At 69.2% G+C, this 16,696-nt stretch carries 15 protein-coding genes; 5 read left to right on the top strand and 10 right to left on the bottom strand.

What is annotated here, in order from left to right:
* Window positions 1–108 precede the first annotated feature (108 nt).
* Entirely contained in the window at window positions 109–1,401 is a 1,293-nt protein-coding gene (locus B9C99_RS02790; RefSeq protein WP_026060925.1) for a lipase family protein, read from the top strand.
* A 73-nt stretch (window positions 1,402–1,474) separates the two neighbouring features.
* On the opposite strand, the gene B9C99_RS02785 is transcribed toward B9C99_RS02790, so the two are convergent.
* Both B9C99_RS02785 and B9C99_RS02780 read right to left on the bottom strand, forming a co-directional pair.
* The gene (locus B9C99_RS02785; protein WP_088896892.1) at window positions 1,475–3,430 is read right to left on the bottom strand and encodes an acyl-CoA dehydrogenase family protein; all 1,956 of its coding nucleotides are present in this window, start codon (window positions 3,428–3,430) and stop codon (window positions 1,475–1,477) included.
* 355 nt (window positions 3,431–3,785) lie between these two features.
* Complete coding sequence (locus B9C99_RS02780) at window positions 3,786–4,250, bottom strand: hypothetical protein (protein WP_088896977.1); 465 nt, start codon at window positions 4,248–4,250, stop codon at window positions 3,786–3,788.
* Between the two features lie 103 nt (window positions 4,251–4,353).
* Here B9C99_RS02780 and B9C99_RS02775 point away from each other — a divergent pair, with 103 nt between their 5' ends.
* Window positions 4,354–4,881, top strand: coding sequence for a peptidylprolyl isomerase (locus B9C99_RS02775; RefSeq protein ID WP_016691095.1), 528 nt, complete (start codon window positions 4,354–4,356; stop codon window positions 4,879–4,881).
* 10 nt (window positions 4,882–4,891) lie between these two features.
* Window positions 4,892–5,818, top strand: coding sequence for a rhomboid family intramembrane serine protease (locus tag B9C99_RS02770; RefSeq protein WP_016691096.1), 927 nt, complete (start codon window positions 4,892–4,894; stop codon window positions 5,816–5,818).
* On the opposite strand, the gene B9C99_RS02765 is transcribed toward B9C99_RS02770, so the two are convergent.
* On the bottom strand, window positions 5,803–6,261 hold the full coding sequence (locus B9C99_RS02765) for a PH domain-containing protein (protein ID WP_016691097.1): 459 nt from the start codon (window positions 6,259–6,261) through the stop codon (window positions 5,803–5,805). The genes B9C99_RS02770 and B9C99_RS02765 overlap by 16 nt on opposite strands.
* A 109-nt stretch (window positions 6,262–6,370) precedes the next feature.
* Window positions 6,371–6,634 (bottom strand): cell division protein CrgA, encoded by a 264-nt coding sequence (gene crgA, locus B9C99_RS02760; RefSeq protein ID WP_006550938.1) that lies wholly within the window; start codon window positions 6,632–6,634, stop codon window positions 6,371–6,373.
* Window positions 6,635–6,737: 103 nt separating this feature from the next.
* On the opposite strand from crgA, the gene B9C99_RS02755 reads away from it, so the two are divergent.
* Both B9C99_RS02755 and B9C99_RS02750 read left to right on the top strand, forming a co-directional pair.
* Window positions 6,738–7,463, top strand: coding sequence for a DUF881 domain-containing protein (locus B9C99_RS02755; RefSeq protein WP_088896891.1), 726 nt, complete (start codon window positions 6,738–6,740; stop codon window positions 7,461–7,463).
* A 101-nt stretch (window positions 7,464–7,564) separates the two neighbouring features.
* Window positions 7,565–8,227, top strand: a complete 663-nt coding sequence (locus B9C99_RS02750) for an aminodeoxychorismate/anthranilate synthase component II (protein ID WP_088896890.1) — start codon at window positions 7,565–7,567, stop codon at window positions 8,225–8,227.
* A 74-nt stretch (window positions 8,228–8,301) separates the two neighbouring features.
* On the opposite strand, the gene pknB is transcribed toward B9C99_RS02750, so the two are convergent.
* The 6 genes from pknB to B9C99_RS02720 are packed head-to-tail and all read right to left on the bottom strand — an operon-like array spanning window position 8,302 to window position 16,686.
* On the bottom strand, window positions 8,302–10,206 hold the full coding sequence (gene pknB / locus B9C99_RS02745) for a Stk1 family PASTA domain-containing Ser/Thr kinase (protein WP_088896889.1): 1,905 nt from the start codon (window positions 10,204–10,206) through the stop codon (window positions 8,302–8,304).
* A complete protein-coding gene (locus B9C99_RS02740; RefSeq protein ID WP_088896888.1) occupies window positions 10,203–11,771 on the bottom strand; it encodes a serine/threonine-protein kinase in 1,569 nt (522 codons plus the stop codon). The genes pknB and B9C99_RS02740 overlap by 4 nt, the downstream gene beginning before the upstream one ends.
* Before the next feature lies 1 nt (window position 11,772).
* Complete coding sequence (locus B9C99_RS02735) at window positions 11,773–13,257, bottom strand: penicillin-binding protein 2 (RefSeq protein ID WP_060652391.1); 1,485 nt, start codon at window positions 13,255–13,257, stop codon at window positions 11,773–11,775.
* A complete protein-coding gene (locus B9C99_RS02730; RefSeq protein ID WP_016691103.1) occupies window positions 13,254–14,702 on the bottom strand; it encodes an FtsW/RodA/SpoVE family cell cycle protein in 1,449 nt (482 codons plus the stop codon). Before B9C99_RS02730 ends, B9C99_RS02735 begins: the two co-directional genes overlap by 4 nt.
* Complete coding sequence (locus B9C99_RS02725) at window positions 14,702–16,228, bottom strand: PP2C family serine/threonine-protein phosphatase (protein WP_088896887.1); 1,527 nt, start codon at window positions 16,226–16,228, stop codon at window positions 14,702–14,704. The genes B9C99_RS02730 and B9C99_RS02725 overlap by 1 nt, the downstream gene beginning before the upstream one ends.
* A complete protein-coding gene (locus B9C99_RS02720; RefSeq protein WP_006550946.1) occupies window positions 16,225–16,686 on the bottom strand; it encodes an FHA domain-containing protein in 462 nt (153 codons plus the stop codon). Before B9C99_RS02720 ends, B9C99_RS02725 begins: the two co-directional genes overlap by 4 nt.
* Window positions 16,687–16,696: the final 10 nt, after the last annotated feature.

Genomic DNA, 16,696 nt, shown 5'->3' with positions numbered 1-16,696 from the left:
GCAGACAGGGAGGAAAGTGCCGACCTTACTTTCCGGTAAGTACGTGTTACAGTCCGTACCGCCGTGACGAGGGACACACGGCTCCGTGGATCCAGGTGGAGGAACAACATGGTGGGGCGTGCTCGGAAGTGGATGGCCGCGGCGGTCACGTCGACGGTCCTCGTGGGCGGGCTTCTCGGAACCGCGACGACAGCGGGAGCCGAGACGGACTTCTATCTCCCGCCGGAACCGCTGCCGACGGGTGCCCCCGGCGACGTCCTGCGCACGGCACCGTCCGATCTGGCGCTGCGCGCGCCGGTCGCCGAAGGCGTCTTCCCCGGTCAGGGCACCAAACTGCTGTACCGCAGCAACGACGCCAAGGGCGCGCCCAATGCGGTGAGCGGAACCTATATCGAGCCGTCGACGCCGTGGAACGGTCCCGGCGACCGGCCGCTCGTCGCGCTGGCCATCGGCACCCACGGTCAGGGTGACCAGTGCGCACCGTCCCGCAATCTCGGGGCGCTCGTGAACTACAACCCACCCCTCGACTTCTTCACCGAATACGAGGTGCTGTCGATCAACGCGCTGCTGCTGCGCGGCATCGCCGTGGTCGTCACCGACTACGACGGTCTCGGTACGCCGGGGCACCACACCTACGTGAACCGCGCCGCCGAGGCGCACGCGGTGCTCGACTCGGTGCGCGCGGCGCTGAAGCTCGAGAACGCGTCGGTGACCGAGAACAGCCCGGTCGGCCTCTTCGGCTACTCGCAGGGCGGCGGCGCGTCGGGCGCTGCGGCCGAGCTCGCACCCGAGTACGCCCCCGAACTGAACCTCGTCGGCGCCTATGTGGGTGCTCCGCCCGCCGACCTGGTGGCCACGCTGAAGCAGATCGACGGCACACTGCTCACCGGTGCCATCGGGTACACGATCAACGGCCTGGCCGACGCCTACCCGGAGATCCGCGACGAGATCGACGCCGAGGTCAGCGATCGCGGCCGCGAAATGCTCGCTGCCGTGGCGAACCAGTGCGTCCCGGAGACGGTCGCGAACTTCGCGTTCCAGCGCACCGGTGACTACACCCGCACGGGTGAGCCCCTCGATGTCGTGCTCGACCGCCTGCCCCAGGTCCAGAAGATCCTCGCGGAGCAGCGCATCGGCAACCGCACCCCGGCCGTGCCCGTCCTGCTCCAGCACGGCACGCAGGACGACACCGTCCCCTACGGCCAGGGCCGTCAGCTGGGTCTGGACTGGTGCGACAAGGGCGCGACCGTGCAGTTCCTGCCCAACACGACGCCGCCGATCCTGCCCGGCTTCATCATCAACCACGCGGTGCCGATGATCGGCGGGCTGCCCGAGTCCGTCGCGTACATCGAAGCGCGACTGCGCGGTGAGCCCGCACCGTCGAACTGCGGAGCCTTCTGACGCTCCGATCGAATCCGCAGCCGATCCGGCCCGCATTCCCTTCCGGGGTGCGGGCCGGATCCGCGTGCAGGGACTACACCGAGTGACGAGTGTCGATGATCCGGCGCGCGACGTTCGTCTCGGTCGACGGACCCGGTTCCCAGCGGGAGATCCACGGGCCGGTGCCCTCGCTCGGATCGAGCACGCCGCGCTCGAGCCACTCGTATCTGCCCTCGAGAACGCCGGCCGCGGTGCGACGGTCCTCGGCATCGGTGTTCGTCCACAGGGCGTCGAACAACCTCTCCACACGCAACCGCGACTGCTTGCAGAAGGCGTCGGCCAGTTCGAAGGCCGCGTCGGCTCCCGGATGCCCGTCCACGCGTTGCCGTTCGGCGCGCACACACACGGCGGTTGCGGCGAACAGTTCGCCTCCGATGTCGACGATCCGGCCGAGGAAGTTCTCCCGCTTCTCGAGTCCGGCCTGCCAGCGCGCCATCCCGTAGAAGGTCGAGCGGGCGAGCTTACGCGAACTGCGTTCGATATATCTCAGATGCGGTGCCAGGGAACCGAATTCGTTGTATGTCCGCGGTAGCTGCCCCTTGCCGGCAACGAGCTTCGGGAGCCACCGGGCGTAGAACCCGCTCGCCCGCACCGCGGCCTGCGCCTTCTCCTTACCGGTCGAATCGGGGTCGGCGAGTTCGCCAGCCGCGCGCAGGTGTGCGTCGACCGCCTCGCGGGCGACGAGCAGACGCATGATCTCGCTCGACCCCTCGAAGATCCGGTTGATCCGCAGATCGCGGACGAGTTGCTCTGCGGGAACGGCCCGTTCGCCGCGCGCCGCGAGCGACTCGGCGGTCTCGTACCCGCGCCCGCCGCGGATCTGCACCAACTCGTCGGCGATGAGACATCCCATCTCGCTCGCCCACAACTTCGCCAGCGCCGCCTCGATGCGAATGTCGTTGCGCTGCTCGTCGTTCATCTGACCCGACAGTTCCACGACGGACTCGAGTGCGTAGGTGGTCGCGGCGATGAACGAGATCTTCGCGGCGACGGCTTCGTGCTCACCGACCGGCTTGCCCCACTGCACCCGCTCCGACGACCACTCGCGTGCGATCTTCAGCGCCCACTTGCCGGCACCCGAACACATCGCGGGGATGGCGAGGCGACCGGCGTTGAGCGTCGTCAGCGCGATCTTCAGGCCGTCGCCCTCCCGCCCGATCAGGTTCTCCTTCGGAACCCGCACCTTGTGCAGGCGGGTCACGCCGTTCTCGATGCCGCGCAGGCCCATGAAGGAGTTGCGGCGTTCGACGGTGATGCCGGGCGAATCCGCTTCCACGACGAAGGCGGAGATCCCGCCGCGATGGCCCTCGCTCTTCGGTACGCGGGCCATGACGACGAGCAGTTCGGCGACCACCCCGTTGGTCGTCCACAGCTTGACGCCCTCGAGTTCGTAGGCGCTGCCGTCCTCGACGGGAGTGGCGGTGGACGCGAGTCGCGCGGGGTCGGACCCGACATCGGGTTCTGTGAGCAGGAAAGCCGAGATGGCGCCGCGCGCGCATCGCGGCAGGAAGCGCTGCTTCTGCTCGGGGGTGCCGGCGAGCTTCAGCGGTTCCGGCACGCCGATCGACTGATGGGCCGACAACAGCGCGCCGATGCTGGGATGCACGCAGGCGACGACCGTCAGGGCCCGGTTGTAGGCGACCTGCGACAGGCCGAGGCCGCCGTACTCCTGCGGGATCTTCATGCCGAAGCAGCCGAGTTCGGCCAGTTCACGGACGTATTCGTCGGGTATCCGCGCGTCGCGTTCGATGCGGCCGCCGTCCATCGAACTGCACGCCGCGCGCAGGCGTGCGAGGAACTCCTCGGTGCGGGAGTCCTCGTCGGGTGTCGGTCGCGGGAAGGGGTGGACGAGGTCGAGGGTGAGCCGTCCGAGGAACAGTTCCTTCGCGAAGGACGGCTTGTTCCACTCGGATTCGCGGGCCTGCTCCGCTACTTCGCGAGCCTGCCGCTCGGTGACCTGTGGGGTTCGGACATCGGCGCTGTCTGCCATGACTGCCTCCGGGTCGCGTGCCTACTGGTGAGTATGCACCCGGATGTGTCGCTTATCACAGCTTCGGCCAAGTCGATCATGAAGCGGACGGGATGTGAACGAGATCACTACTGCGGAGGTCGTCGGGGACGTGCCGGTACTGCCGGACGCGCCTACGCTCGAATCGTCACCGACGACGCGCCCCGCCCGTCACTCGCCGATCCCCATCGCGGATCGGAACGGAGGTGGCCATGGAATTCCTGGCCTTCGTCCCCGTCCTGCTCACTTTCCTCGGCGCGCTCTACTTCGCGGCGTGCCGCATCGTCGACCACGAGATCCGATCCGCGGAACGAGAATTCGGCACCGCGACCGGCGATCAGGCCTCCGAGGTGTCGGTGGACTCGGGGGAGACCGGCGTCGACGCGGCCTCGCCGGTCGTCGTCGCGGCGGACTCCGCGGGTCGCACGCGCGGCGGTTCCGGAGCGATCGGAGGGTGAGCCGGACGGCGGCGCCGGTAGAACACGACCCCGCCTGCAGCCACGACGGCAACCGCGCCGGCGACGACGAGACCGACCCGCCTGCCCGTGCGCTCCGGTCGCGAGGACGACTTCGCGGTACACCGCTCGGCCGCGGCCCGCCGGGCCACCGAGAGCAGTCCGCCCGCGACGTCCAGGCCCTTGCGCGCTGCGAACAGTCCGGCCGCACTCGAGCCCTGCGCGAGCGCTACCGCACCCTCGCCGGCCACGCGGAGAGCACCCGCGAGATTGCCGGATTCGTCGTGGCGTCGCACGAATGCCGGAAGCCACACGTCGTCGGTCTCGGCATGAATCAGCTTGCTCATGCGTCCACTCTTCCACACCACCCGGGACCTGCGGTCGTGACCGGAGGAGCGTGTCCCGCGCCGCCTGCCCTGCCCGGGAAGCGGGCAATGGCACCATGGTGGGGTGACTTCACCGCATCAGACAGCAACGGCCACGCTTCACACGAACCGCGGCGACATCGCGATTGCCCTCTTCGGCAACCACGCGCCGAAGACGGTCGAGAACTTCGTCGGCCTCGCTCAGGGCACCAAGGAGTACAAGACCCAGAACGCCAAGGGCGAGACCAGCGGTCCGTTCTACGACGGCGCGGTCTTCCACCGCGTCATCGACGGCTTCATGATCCAGGGTGGCGACCCCACCGGCACCGGCCGTGGCGGTCCGGGCTACCAGTTCGGCGACGAGTTCCACCCCGAGCTGCAGTTCGACCGCGGCTACCTGCTCGCGATGGCGAACGCCGGTCCGGGCACCAACGGCTCGCAGTTCTTCATCACCGTCGGCCCGACCCCGCACCTCAACCGTCGCCACACCATCTTCGGTGAGGTCGTCGACGCCGAGTCGAAGAAGGTCGTCGACGCGATCGCGACCACCGCCACCGACCGCGCCGATCGCCCGGTCGACGACGTCGTGATCAACAGCATCACCATCTCCTGAGAGAGTTCCCATGACGAACCCCGGCTGGGGCTCCGCGGCCGAGGGTGGTGGCCCGCAGCCTCAGCCGCGGTGCGTTCGCCATCCCGACCGCCCGACCCTGCTCGCCTGCTCCCGCTGCGGCCGGCCCGCGTGCCCCGAGTGCCTGCGTCCCGCCTCGGTCGGACAGCACTGCGTCGACTGCGTCGCCGCGGCCGAACGGTCGACACCGCAGGCCCGCACTATCGCCGGCGCACCCGTCCGTTCCGATCGGCCGTCGCCGATCGTGACGTACGTGCTCATCGCGCTGAACGTGCTCGTCTTCGGCATCACCGCCGCGCAGTCGGGCAGCGTGATGACCAACGAGCAGGGCTCGGCGCTGTTCCTCGACTGGGCGCTGTGGCCGCCCATCATCGCCGCGGGTGGCGAGTACATCCGGATCCTCGGCAGCGGCTTCCTGCACTTCGGCCTGCTCCACCTGGCCGTCAACATGTTCGCCCTGTGGGTGATCGGCCGCGACACCGAACTCGTGCTCGGTCGCGCCCGGTACCTCTCGGTCTACCTCGTGTCGATCCTCGGCGGGTCCGCCGCGGTCATGTTCATGGAGACCGGAGCGGTCACCGCCGGGGCGTCGGGAGCGGTCTTCGGTCTGCTCGGCGCACAGGCCGTCATCCTGCTGCGCCTGCGTCGCAGCCCGGCACCCGTGCTGACCATCGTCGGCCTCAACGTGATCATCAGCATCACCATCCCGGGCATCTCCCTGTGGGGTCACCTGGGTGGTCTCGTCGCCGGTGCCGCCGCGACCGCCGCCCTGCTCTACGCCCCGCAGTATCTCGGTGCCGGCACCGACCGGGACCGCATCGTGCGCACCGGCTGGATCGCGCTGGTCGCGGTCGTCGTGGTGACGCTGCTCGCGATCGTGTTCGCGGTGATGCGACTACGCGATCAGCTGGGCGTCTGATCGGGCGCGAGATCGCGCACCGCCAGCGCGGCGTGCACGTTCCTCGGGTCGGTGCCCAGATCCCACCGGCCGAAGATCATCAGGTTCTCCGTGCCGGTCGCGGGGTCGATCGTGTCGACCTCGAGCATCGGCACGCGCCGCCCGAAGCGCGGGTACTCGACGATCCGCACGCGGTGCAACGCCGCGCGCGGGAACTCGCGACGACCCGTCAGCCGCATCGTCGCGATCCCTGCCCCGTCCGGTAGCACCTCGAGGCGCGGCCGCTGCCGCAATGCGAGCGCGACCGTCACGAGGACGAGCACCGCCGCGAAACCCACCAGCACGCGACCGGCCGCGTCGGGAACCGCGACGGCGGCTGTCACGGCGAGGGCGATGCCGGCGGCCGACAACGCCGCGATCGCGGCGGGCGGCGTCGCCCACCGCGGCGGTGTCTCGTCGGGCATCTGCGTCCTCTTCCTATCCGTTCCCCGGGGACCTCTCACGGGGTTGTGCACAGTGTTATCCCCAGGTGGGGATGAATAACATCGGTGTAACCCGAACGTGGGTGGGGGGTCAGCGCCAGTTCATCGTCATGATCAGACCGACCACCATGAACCCGAACCCGATCAGGAAGTTCCAGGCGCCGAGATCGTTCATCCACGTGATCTGCTCGGCCGCGAGGTAGTAGACGATCAGCCACAACAGCCCGATGACCATCAGGGCGAGCATCACCGTCACGTACAACGTGCTCGACGGCGTGCCCTTGACCTTCACCGGTGTGCGGCTCACCGTCCGGGTCGCGGAGACGTCCTTCTTGCGAACCTTCGACTTGGGCATGGTGTCCTCGTTCTCACGTCTCCACCCGTCGTACACGGATGGAGTGGTCGGTCAACTACCTGTTGAGATCACGCTAACGTAAGGCCAGGATCGGAGGTACGACGTGTCGGAACGACGACTGCGCGCGCCCGTGTGGGGTGTCGCGAGCCTCGTCGTGTGCCTCGTGGCCGGTCTGCTCGTGGGCACCACCCGCGGAGTGTCCGAGGGCGACGAACTGCGCGCCGGCGACTCCCCGCGACTGTCCGATCTGGTCCGTGGCGCGCAGGAGAAGGCCGACGAACTGGCCGCCACCCGCGACGATCTCACTGCCCGCATCGACGAACTCCAGGACCGTGCCGCGGTGAACGACGAGGACGTCGCCGCAGTGCTCGACGACCTGTCCGCGATCGAGGACCCGGCCGGACTCGTGGCCCGGAGCGGGCCGGGCGTGACGGTCACCCTCACCGACGCGCCCCGCGACGCCAACGGGCGCTATCCGTCCGGTGCCTCACCCGATGATCTCGTCGTGCACCAGCAGGACGTGCAGAGCGTGCTCAACGCGATGTGGGCCGGCGGTGCCGAGGCCGTGGCCATGCAGGACCAGCGGATCGTCGCGACGTCGGCACCGCGTTGCATCGGCAACACGCTGCTGCTGCACGGACGCACCTACTCACCGCCCTACGTCGTCACCGCCCTCGGCGACCCGGCACGCTTGCAGGCCGCGCTCGACGCCGAACCCGGTATCCGCATCTACAAGCAGTACGCGGCCCGTTATCAACTCGGATACACCCAGCAGGCGTCGGAGGATCTGTCGGTCCCCGCCTACACCGGTAGTTCGTCCGCGCGTTGAGACGTGCCGGGGTCCATTGCCCGAATCGGACACCGGGCGGGTCGCCCTCTACCGAGCACCGGGCGGGTCGCCCTGTACCGACCACTGAGTACCCTCGTCTCATGCGCATTCTCGTCGTCGACAACTACGACAGCTTCGTCTTCAACCTGGTCCAGTATCTGGGTCAGCTCGGAACGACGGCCGACGTGTGGCGCAACGACGACGAGCGGCTCACCGCACCGGGTGCTCTCGCCCGGGTCGCGAAGGACTACGACGGCATCCTCCTCAGCCCCGGACCGGGCACGCCCGAACGCGCCGGGGCGAGCATCGACCTGGTCAAGGCATGTGCCGACAGCAGCACTCCGCTGCTCGGTGTGTGCCTGGGCCACCAGTCCATCGGTGTCGCGTTCGGCGCGACCGTCGACCGCGCCCCCGAACTGCTGCACGGCAAGACCAGCCTGGTCCGCCACAACGGTGCCGGTGTGCTCGCGGGCCTGCCCGACCCGTTCACCGCGACCCGCTACCACTCGCTGACCGTGCTGCCCGAGACCATGCCCGCCGAACTCGAGCCCACCGGCCACACGGAGACCGGCATCGTCATGGCCCTGCGCCACGCGGAGCTGCCGATCCACGGTGTGCAGTTCCATCCCGAGTCGGTGCTCACCCAGGGCGGTCACCGGATGCTCGCGAACTGGCTCGCGGCGTGCGGCGAGGCGCCGGACGAGACGCTCGTCGCGCGCCTCGAGGCGCAGATGGCCCGCGCGCTCGACGGCGGAGCCGCCTGACACACACCCCCGTATCCGACGAGAAAGGCGCCGGTCCCTTCGAGGACCGGCGCCTTTCGTCGTTGATGGCTCGCTCAGCGGATACCGAGCACACCGACTCCCACGGTGATGGGCTGGTTCTTCGAGATCTCCGAACCCGGCGGCTGGGCCTGCGTGATCACGGTGCCGACGAGATCGACGTCGAGCGTCGCCTCACGCGTCTGCTGGAGCTGGGAGGCGTTGCCCGTCCAGCCGGCGCCGCGCAGGGCGGCGAGCGCATCGGAGACCGACCGGTTGGTGATGACCGGCATCTCGATGCGGTCGCCGTTGGACACCCGCACGGTCACCGTCGAACCCTGTTCGGTGGAGGCGCCACCGGCCGGGCTCGTCGACACGACGGTGCCTTCGGTCTCGCTGGAGTCGATGTTCTCGACGACGACCTCGAAACCGGCGCCCTCGATGTTGTCGCTCGCCACCTCGACGGTCTGGCCCACCACGTTGGGGACGCGTACCAATTCGGGGCCGGAACCCAGCTTGATGGTGATCGCACTGTCGCGGTCGACGCTCGCGCCCGCACCGGGGGTCTGGTCGACGACGAGATCCTCGTCGTCGGCGGCCGAAGGCTGGCGACCGACATTCGGATCGAGCCGGAGTCCGACGGCGGACAGCTCCTGGGCTGCGCGTTCCTGCGTCATGCCTTCGAGCCGCGGGATCTGCACCTGTTCCGGTCCGCTCGACACCTCGAGGGTGACGGTCGAACCTTCCTCGGCCTGGCTGCCGGGTACCGGCCGGGTGTTGATGACGTTGCCGTTCGCGACGACGGGGTCGCTCTTCTGCTGGATCGAGACCCGGAAGCCGGCATTCTGCAGCTGGCTCTCGGCGATCTCGGCGGAGAGATTGCGGACGTCGGGCACCGCGACCTGGGCGGCCGTCGAACCGGGTCCGAGCGACCACAGGAAGACGCCGACGATACCGACCACGGCGACCGCGGCGATGCCGAGCAGCACCTTCTTGAGCACCGAGCCGCTACCGGAATCGCCGGCGGGTGCCCCGGCCGAGCCGACGGGCGCGACGCGGCTGTGCCGGCCCGTGTTGTTGTCGACGGAGTCGATCAGCGTCGTGCGGTCCTCGTCGGTCATCACCATCGGCGCGCTCGGACGCTGTCCGCTCAGCACGCGGATCAGGTCGCTGCGCATCTCCGCGGCCGACTGGTAGCGGTTCGCGGGGTTCTTCGCCATCGCCTTGAGGATCACCGAGTCGAGCTCGGGCGGCACCGACGAGTTCACCGACGACGGCAGCGGCGGATCCTCCCGCACGTGCTGGTAGGCCACCGCGACGGGCGAGTCACCCTTGAACGGAGGCTCGCCGGTGAGGATCTCGAACAGGACGCAGCCCACCGAGTACACGTCCGACCGGGCGTCGACCTGTTCGCCGCGCGCCTGCTCCGGGGAGAGGTACTGCGCGGTGCCGATCACCGCGGCGGTCTGCGTCATGGGGCTCGCGGCATCGGAGATGGCCCGGGCGATGCCGAAGTCCATGACCTTCACCGCACCGGCCTTGTTGATCATGACGTTGGCCGGCTTCACGTCGCGGTGCACGATCATGTTGCGGTGGCTGAAGTCCAGGGCCGCGCACACGTCGGCGATGATCTCCATCGCCCGCTTGGGGGTCATCGGACCGTCGGCGCGGACGATGTCGCGCAGCGTGTCGCCCTCGACGTACTCCATGACGATGTACGGGAGCGGCCCGGCTTCGGTCTCGGCCTCACCGGTGTCGTAGACGGCGACGATCGCCGGATGGTTCAGCGCAGCGGCGTTCTGCGCCTCGCGCCGGAAGCGCAGGTAGAACGTGGGGTCGCGTGCGAGGTCGGCACGCAACACCTTGATGGCCACATCCCGGCCGAGCCGCAGATCCCGCGCGAGGTGCACCTCGGACATACCGCCGAAGCCGAGGATCTCACCCAGCTCGTAGCGGGAGGAGAGCTTGCGGGGTGTGGTCATGACGTTCCTTGATTGTTCGTACCGTTGCTGGTTTCGGATGAATTGTCGTCCCCTCCACCGGCGGCCTCGGGGTCGGTCTCGTTGTCGCCGTCACCCTCCGCGCCGCCTGTGCCGCCATCGCCGCCACCGGTGTCCTCCGCTGTGGTGGTGGTCGCTGCCGTCGTCGTGGTCGGGGCCGTCGTCGTGGTGGGCTGCTGCGTCGTGGTCGGCTCGGTCGTCGGTTCCGGCGTGGTCGTCGTCGGCTCCGGCGTCGTCGTGGTCGGAGGGGGAGTGAAGGTCTCCGGCTCGACGGGCGGCGGCAGCGGCACGAACGTCGTCGTGGTCTGCGGCGGACGCGTCGTCGTGGTGGTCGCGCGGGTCGTGGTGAGCTGCGTCGTCGGCGAGGGAGCGCGCGGGGTCTCCTCGTCGTCGCTGCTGAACAGCACGATTCCGAGGGTCACGAGGGCGAGCACCACTGCCGCACCTGCAGCCCAGGCCAGCGCGGTGGGGCTCGGCGACCGTCGTCCGTCGTCGTCGGCGGGCACTCCCGCGGTCGGCGGGCCTGCCACCGGCGGCCGGCCGGCCGTGGGCGGCTGGGCCGAGCGGGGAACCGACGAATAGGCCGTCTGGTCGTACTGCGTCGGGTGCAGGGCACGGGTCGAGGACGTGTGGGCCGTCGTCCCGGGAACGCCGGGCGGAAGCACCCGGTTGGCGCTGGTCACCGGCGGCACATTGCCGGGCGGGGGCACGGGTCGTCCGGACCGCACCGCAGCGACGGCGTTGGCGAACTCGCCACCGTTCGAATAGCGGTAGGCGGGGTCCTTCGACATCGCGATCTCGATGAGTTCGCGCACCTCGGGCGGAAGATCCGTCGGCAGCGGTGCCGGGGTCTCCTGGACGTGCTTCATCGCGACCGTCACGACGCTGTCGCCGAGGAAGGGGCGGCGTCCCGACAGCACCTCGTAGCCGACGACGGCCAGCGAGTACACGTCGCTCGCGGACGTCGCCTCCTGGCCGAGTGCCTGCTCGGGTGCGATGTATTGCGCGGTGCCCATCACCATGCCGGTGCGGGTGACCGGGGAGGCGTCGACCGCCTTCGCGATACCGAAGTCGGTGATCTTCACCTGGCCCGTCGGGGTGATGAGGATGTTGCCAGGCTTGACGTCGCGGTGCACCACGCCGGCGTTGTGGGCGGCCTGCAGGGCGCGTCCGGTCTGCTCGAGCATGTCGAGCGCGTGCGGCAGCGACAGGCGTCCGAGCCGCGACAGGACGGCGTTGAGCGGTTCACCGTGCACGAGTTCCATCACCAGATAGGCGATGGACTGGCCCTCGGCGTCGGTGGTCTCGCCGTAGTCGAACACCCCGGCGATGCCGGGATGGTTGAGCTGGGCGGTGGTGCGGGCCTCGAAGCGGAACCGGGCGAGGAAATCCTCGTCGCCGGACAACTCGGCCTTGAGGACCTTCACCGCGACCCGCCGGTCGAGCCGGGTGTCGAGTCCTTCCCACACCTGACCCATTCCGCCGGTCGCGATGAGTCGCTGGAGACGGTAACGGTCGGCGATCATGGCGCCGCTGCTCAGAGCCATGTCAGCCTCCCTGTAATCCGGCCGAGATGACGGCCCGTCCGATCGGGGCGGCCACAGAGCCGCCGGTCGCGGCGAGAGCTCGATCGCCGCCGTCCTCCACGATCACCGCGACGGCGATGCGGGGTTGTTGTGCAGGTGCGAATGCGATGTACCAGGTGTGCGGCGGGGTGTTCCGCGGATCGTTGCCGTGTTCCGCGGTGCCCGTCTTCGACGCGATCTGCACACCCTGGATGGCACCGCCACCACCGGCGTTGTTCTCGGCACCGATCATCAGGTCGGTGAGGGTCGCCGAGACCTCCGGCGAGATCGCCTGGCCCAGCGATTCGGGCTTGGTCTCCTCGAGCACCGTCAGGTCGGGTCCCTGCCGCCGGTCGACGAGATACGGCTTCATGCGCACGCCACCGTTTGCGATGGTCGCGGCGATCGACGCGTTCTGCAACGGAGTGAGGGCCACATCACGCTGGCCGATGCTCGACTGGCCGAGTGCCGCGCCGTCCGGGATGGGGCCGACGGTGCTCGCTGCGACGGGCAGCGGGACGTCGAGGGTCTCGCCGATGCCGAGCTTCTCCGCCTGCGAGACCAGGGCCTCGCGTCCGTCGTCGATGCCCATCTCGACGAAGGCCGTGTTGCACGACCGCGCAAACGCCTCCCGCAGCGTCACCGTCGGTGCGTCGCCGCATGCCGCTCCGCCGTAGTTCTCGAGGGTCGTCGCGGTGTCGGGCAGGGTGATCTGCGGCGCCGCGGTGAACTGCGTGTCGGGGGTGACGCCGTTCTCGAGCGCCGCCGCCGTCACGACGACCTTGAAGGTCGAGCCCGGAGGGTAGGTCTGGGAGATCGCGCGGTTGAGCATCGGCTTCTCGGGATCGGCGTTGAGCTCGTCCCAGGCCTGCGAGGTCGCGGCGCCGTCGTGTCCCGACAACCGGTTGGGGTCGTAGCTCGGCGTGCTCACCATCCCGAGGATCCTGCCGGTGCTCGGTTCGATCGCGACCACCGAGCCCGTGTAACCCTTCGAGGTCAGCTCGTCGTAGGCCACCTGCTGCACGACCGGATCGATCGTGGTCACGACGTTGCCGCCGCGCGGGTTGCGACCCGACACCAGATCGAACAGGCGACGTCCGAACAGCAGGTTGTCGGAACCGTTGAGCAGCGAATCCTCGGACCGCTCGAGTCCGGTACTGCCGTACTGCATCGAGTAGAAACCGGTCACCGGCGCGTAGGCCAGCGGGCTCATCGGCTGGGTCGGCGGCGCCGGGTATTCGCGCAGGTACTTGTAGCGGCTGTCGGTGGGCACCGACACCGCGAGAGCCTGGCCGGCCGCGACGATCTGTCCGCGCTGACGGGAGTACTCGTCGATCAGCACACGCGAGTTGCGCGGATCGGTGCGGAGATCGTCGGCCTTGATGACCTGCACGTAGGTGGCGTTTGCGAGCAGCGCGACGACCATGAACATCACGGCCATCGCGACCTTGCGGAGCGGACCGTTCATTCGCGCCCCATCATTTCCGTCTTGGCCTCGGCGATCGGCGTGGGCGCCTTCTTACGGGGGATCGCGGGTTGGCGGGCAGCGTGCGAGATCTTCATCAACAGAGCCAGGAGCAGATAGTTTGCGAGCAGCGACGAACCACCGTAGGACACGAACGGTGTGGTCAGGCCGGTCAGGGGGATCAACTTCGTGACACCGCCGACCACCACGAACAGCTGGACGGCGAGGGTGAACGACAGGCCGGCGGCGAGCAGCTTGCCGAAGCTGTCGCGCACCGCCAGTGCCGTGCGCATGCCGCGGACGACGAGGATCAGGAACAACAGCAGGATGGCGGCCAGGCCGATCAGGCCGAGTTCCTCACCGATCGCTGCGACGATGAAGTCGGTCTTCGCGAACGGCACCTGCCCCGGCCGTCCGCTGCCCAGGCCGGTGCCGGCGACCCCGCCGGTCGCGAGACCGAACAGCGACTGGGAGATCTGGTAGCCGGTGTTGTTGTAGTCGGCGAGCGGATCGAGCCAGGTCTCCACGCGCACCCGCACGTGACCGAACATCTGGTACGCCGCGTAGAAGCCGACGGCGAGCAGCGAGAACCCGATGATCAGCCAGCCGACGCGTTCGGTCGCGATGTAGAGCATCACCAGCACGGTGGTGAACAGCAGCAGCGACGTGCCGAGGTCCTTCTCGAAGACCATCACGCCGATCGAGATGATCCAGGCCGCCAGGATCGGGCCGAGATCGCGGGCGCGGGGGAAGTCCATCCCCAGGAAGTGCTTGCCCGCGGTGGTGAACAGATCGCGTTTCGCCACGAGCACCGACGCGAAGAAGATGATCAGCAGGATCTTCGCGAACTCACCGGGCTGGATGCTGAAACCGGGCAGCCGGATCCAGATCTTGGCGCCGTTGACCTCGGAGAACCTGCTCGGCAGCAGGGCCGGGATCGCGAGCGCGATCAGGCCGATGAGACCGAGCGTGTAGCTGAACCGCGCGAGCAGGCGATAGTCGTGCAGGAACACGAGCACGACGATGAACAGCGCGATGCCGAGCGCCGTCCACAGCACCTGCTGCGTCGCGTCGGGCGACGGCGGCGGCAGGCCCATGTAGCGGGCGTTCTCCTGGTCGGACAGGTCGAGCCGGTGGATGAGCACGAGTCCGAGACCGTTGAGCAGCGCGACGATCGGCAACAGCAGGGGATCGGCGTACTTCGCGAAGCGCCGGACCGCGAGGTGCGCGGCGAGGAACAGCGCCGCGAAGGTCGCCCCGTACTTGAGCAGGTCGAGGGTCAGCGCCTGCTCCATCGAGACCTCGACGAGCATGAGCGACACGGTCGTGACACCGATGGCCGCGACGATCAGGGCCAGTTCGGTGTTGCGCCGGGTCGACTGGACGGGAGCCGGGGCGAAACCTCCCGGAGGGCTCGGGAAGGCCCCCACACCATGGGACACCGACATCAGGCGCCCACCCTGCAGTTCTGACCGGGGATCTGGGGCGTGGGCTCGGGAGCCGGCTCCATGTTCGGAGCGGGCGCGCCGGGAGTCGGCTCACCCGGCTGGGGTTCGCCGGGCTGGGAGGCCGGTGCCGGTTCGCCCGGCTGCGGCTCACCGGGCGCCGGGGGCTGCACCGCTGTCTCGGTGGGCGGGGTGCCGTTCGGTCCGGGAGCCGGCGTCGGCTCTCCCGGCCCGGGCGCCGGTGCGGGAGTGGGCTCGGGTTCCTCCGGGGTGCACACCGGCAGCAGGTCCAGTTCGGCGAGCCGCTGCATCTGCTCGCGGGTGTCGTCGAGCGACCCCGACGGAAGACCGGCACGGACCTGTTCGCGGGCGGCGGGCCACAGATCGTCGACGAGCATCACCCGGCACGATGCGCTGGCGGGGTCGACGAGCGTGAGGTCGCCCTCGTCGGTGATACACCCGACGCGCGCGGGCTCCTGCAGGGAGTAGCCGAAGACGTCGCCGGGGATGCCGCGCAGCACGGTCACGCGACCGTCGTCGGCGCCGACGTAGTAGTTGTTGCGGATCAGCTGGCGGCCGACGAACAAACCGCCGACCAGCACCGCGATCACCACGACGGCGGCGACGGGCCACCACAGGCGGCTGCGCTTCTTCTTCGGCTCGGGCTCCGGGGCCTTGTTGATGACCCGCTTGGGGGTGGCGCGCGGCGGTCGCATCGCGGCGGCGCGACCCGCCGCGGTGTTCGGCGGGGGAGTGTCCTCGTCGTCGTCCGCCGATGCCGCACCGGCGACGATGGGATGCGACTGGCCGTAGTCGAGATCGATCACGTCGGCGACGACGACGGTGACGTTGTCGGGGCCGCCGCTGCGCAGCGCCAGCTCGATGAGCCGGTCGGCGCACTCGTCGTGCGTGCCCTGCCGCATGGTGTCGGCGATCGTCTCGTCGCTGACGACGTCGGACAGGCCGTCGGAGCACACCAGATAGCGGTCGCCGGCACGGGCCTCGCGCACGGTGAGGGTCGGTTCGACCTCGCTGCCCGTCAGCGCGCGCATGATCAACGACCGCTGCGGGTGCGTGTGCGCCTGCTCGGGGGTGATGCGGCCCTCGTCGACGAGCGACTGCACGAAGGTGTCGTCGCGGGTGATCTGGGTGAGCTGGCCGTCGCGCAGGAGGTAGGCGCGGGAGTCGCCGATGTGCGCGAGGCCGAGCTTGCTGCCGGCGAACAGGATGGCCGTGAGCGTCGTGCCCATGCCGTCGAGTTCGGGCTCTTCCTCCACCTGGTCGGCGATGGAGGCGTTGCCTTCGCGGACGGCCGCGGCGAGCTTGCCGAGGAGGTCGCCACCCGGCTCGTCGTCGTCGAGGTGGGCGAGCGCCGCGATCATCAGTTGCGAGGCGACCTCACCGGCTGCGTGACCGCCCATGCCGTCGGCGAGGGCGAGCAGGCGGGCACCGGCGTAGACGGAGTCCTCGTTGTTGGAGCGCACAAGGCCGCGGTCGCTGCGGGCGGCGTATCGGAGTACGAGGGTCACGGGCGGAGCTCGATCACGGTCTTGCCCACCCGGACCGGAGTTCCGAGCGGGACACGGACAGCGGTGGTGACCTTCGCGCGGTCGAGATACGTGCCGTTCGTCGACCCGAGGTCTTCGACGTACCAGTCGGAACCTCGCGGCGACAAGCGTGCGTGGCGCGTGGACGCGTAGTCGTCGGTCAGCACGAGTGTGGAGTCGTCGGCACGGCCGATGAGAACCGGTTGGGTGCCGAGCGTGATCCTCGTGCCGGCCAGCGCGCCCTGCGTGACCACCAGGTACTTGGCGGTCTTGTTACGGCTCAGCGTCGGCAACACCGACTGCTTGGGGGAGTAACGCGGGAGCGGTCGCGCGGCACCGGCGTAGATGTCGGACCGGAGCGTGCGCAACACCGCCCATACGAACAACCACAGCAGGAGGAGGAATCCCGCTCGGGTCAGCTGCAGAATCAGCCCCTGCACGGTGCATCCT

This window comes from Rhodococcus sp. BUPNP1 (genome assembly GCF_002215235.1).
Taxonomy (GTDB): Bacteria; Actinomycetota; Actinomycetes; order Mycobacteriales; family Mycobacteriaceae; genus Rhodococcus.
Note: the sequence above shows the minus strand (reverse complement) of the source record. Positions and strands in the feature narration are given on the sequence as shown.

Excerpts from the sequence above, each read along its gene's own strand:
- pknB (WP_088896889.1), bottom strand. The coding sequence starts at position 10,206 with ATGACCACACCCCGCAAGCTCTCCTCCCGCTACGAGCTGGGTGAGATC.
- B9C99_RS02770 (WP_016691096.1), top strand. The coding sequence starts at position 4,892 with ATGACGAACCCCGGCTGGGGCTCCGCGGCCGAGGGTGGTGGCCCGCAG.
- B9C99_RS02780 (WP_088896977.1), bottom strand. The coding sequence starts at position 4,250 with ATGAGCAAGCTGATTCATGCCGAGACCGACGACGTGTGGCTTCCGGCA.
- B9C99_RS02785 (WP_088896892.1), bottom strand. The coding sequence starts at position 3,430 with ATGGCAGACAGCGCCGATGTCCGAACCCCACAGGTCACCGAGCGGCAG.
- B9C99_RS02735 (WP_060652391.1), bottom strand. The coding sequence starts at position 13,257 with ATGAACGGTCCGCTCCGCAAGGTCGCGATGGCCGTGATGTTCATGGTC.
- crgA (WP_006550938.1), bottom strand. The coding sequence starts at position 6,634 with ATGCCCAAGTCGAAGGTTCGCAAGAAGGACGTCTCCGCGACCCGGACG.
- B9C99_RS02750 (WP_088896890.1), top strand. The coding sequence starts at position 7,565 with ATGCGCATTCTCGTCGTCGACAACTACGACAGCTTCGTCTTCAACCTG.
- B9C99_RS02790 (WP_026060925.1), top strand. The coding sequence starts at position 109 with ATGGTGGGGCGTGCTCGGAAGTGGATGGCCGCGGCGGTCACGTCGACG.
- B9C99_RS02740 (WP_088896888.1), bottom strand. The coding sequence starts at position 11,771 with ATGGCTCTGAGCAGCGGCGCCATGATCGCCGACCGTTACCGTCTCCAG.
- B9C99_RS02765 (WP_016691097.1), bottom strand. The coding sequence starts at position 6,261 with ATGCCCGACGAGACACCGCCGCGGTGGGCGACGCCGCCCGCCGCGATC.
- B9C99_RS02730 (WP_016691103.1), bottom strand. The coding sequence starts at position 14,702 with ATGTCGGTGTCCCATGGTGTGGGGGCCTTCCCGAGCCCTCCGGGAGGT.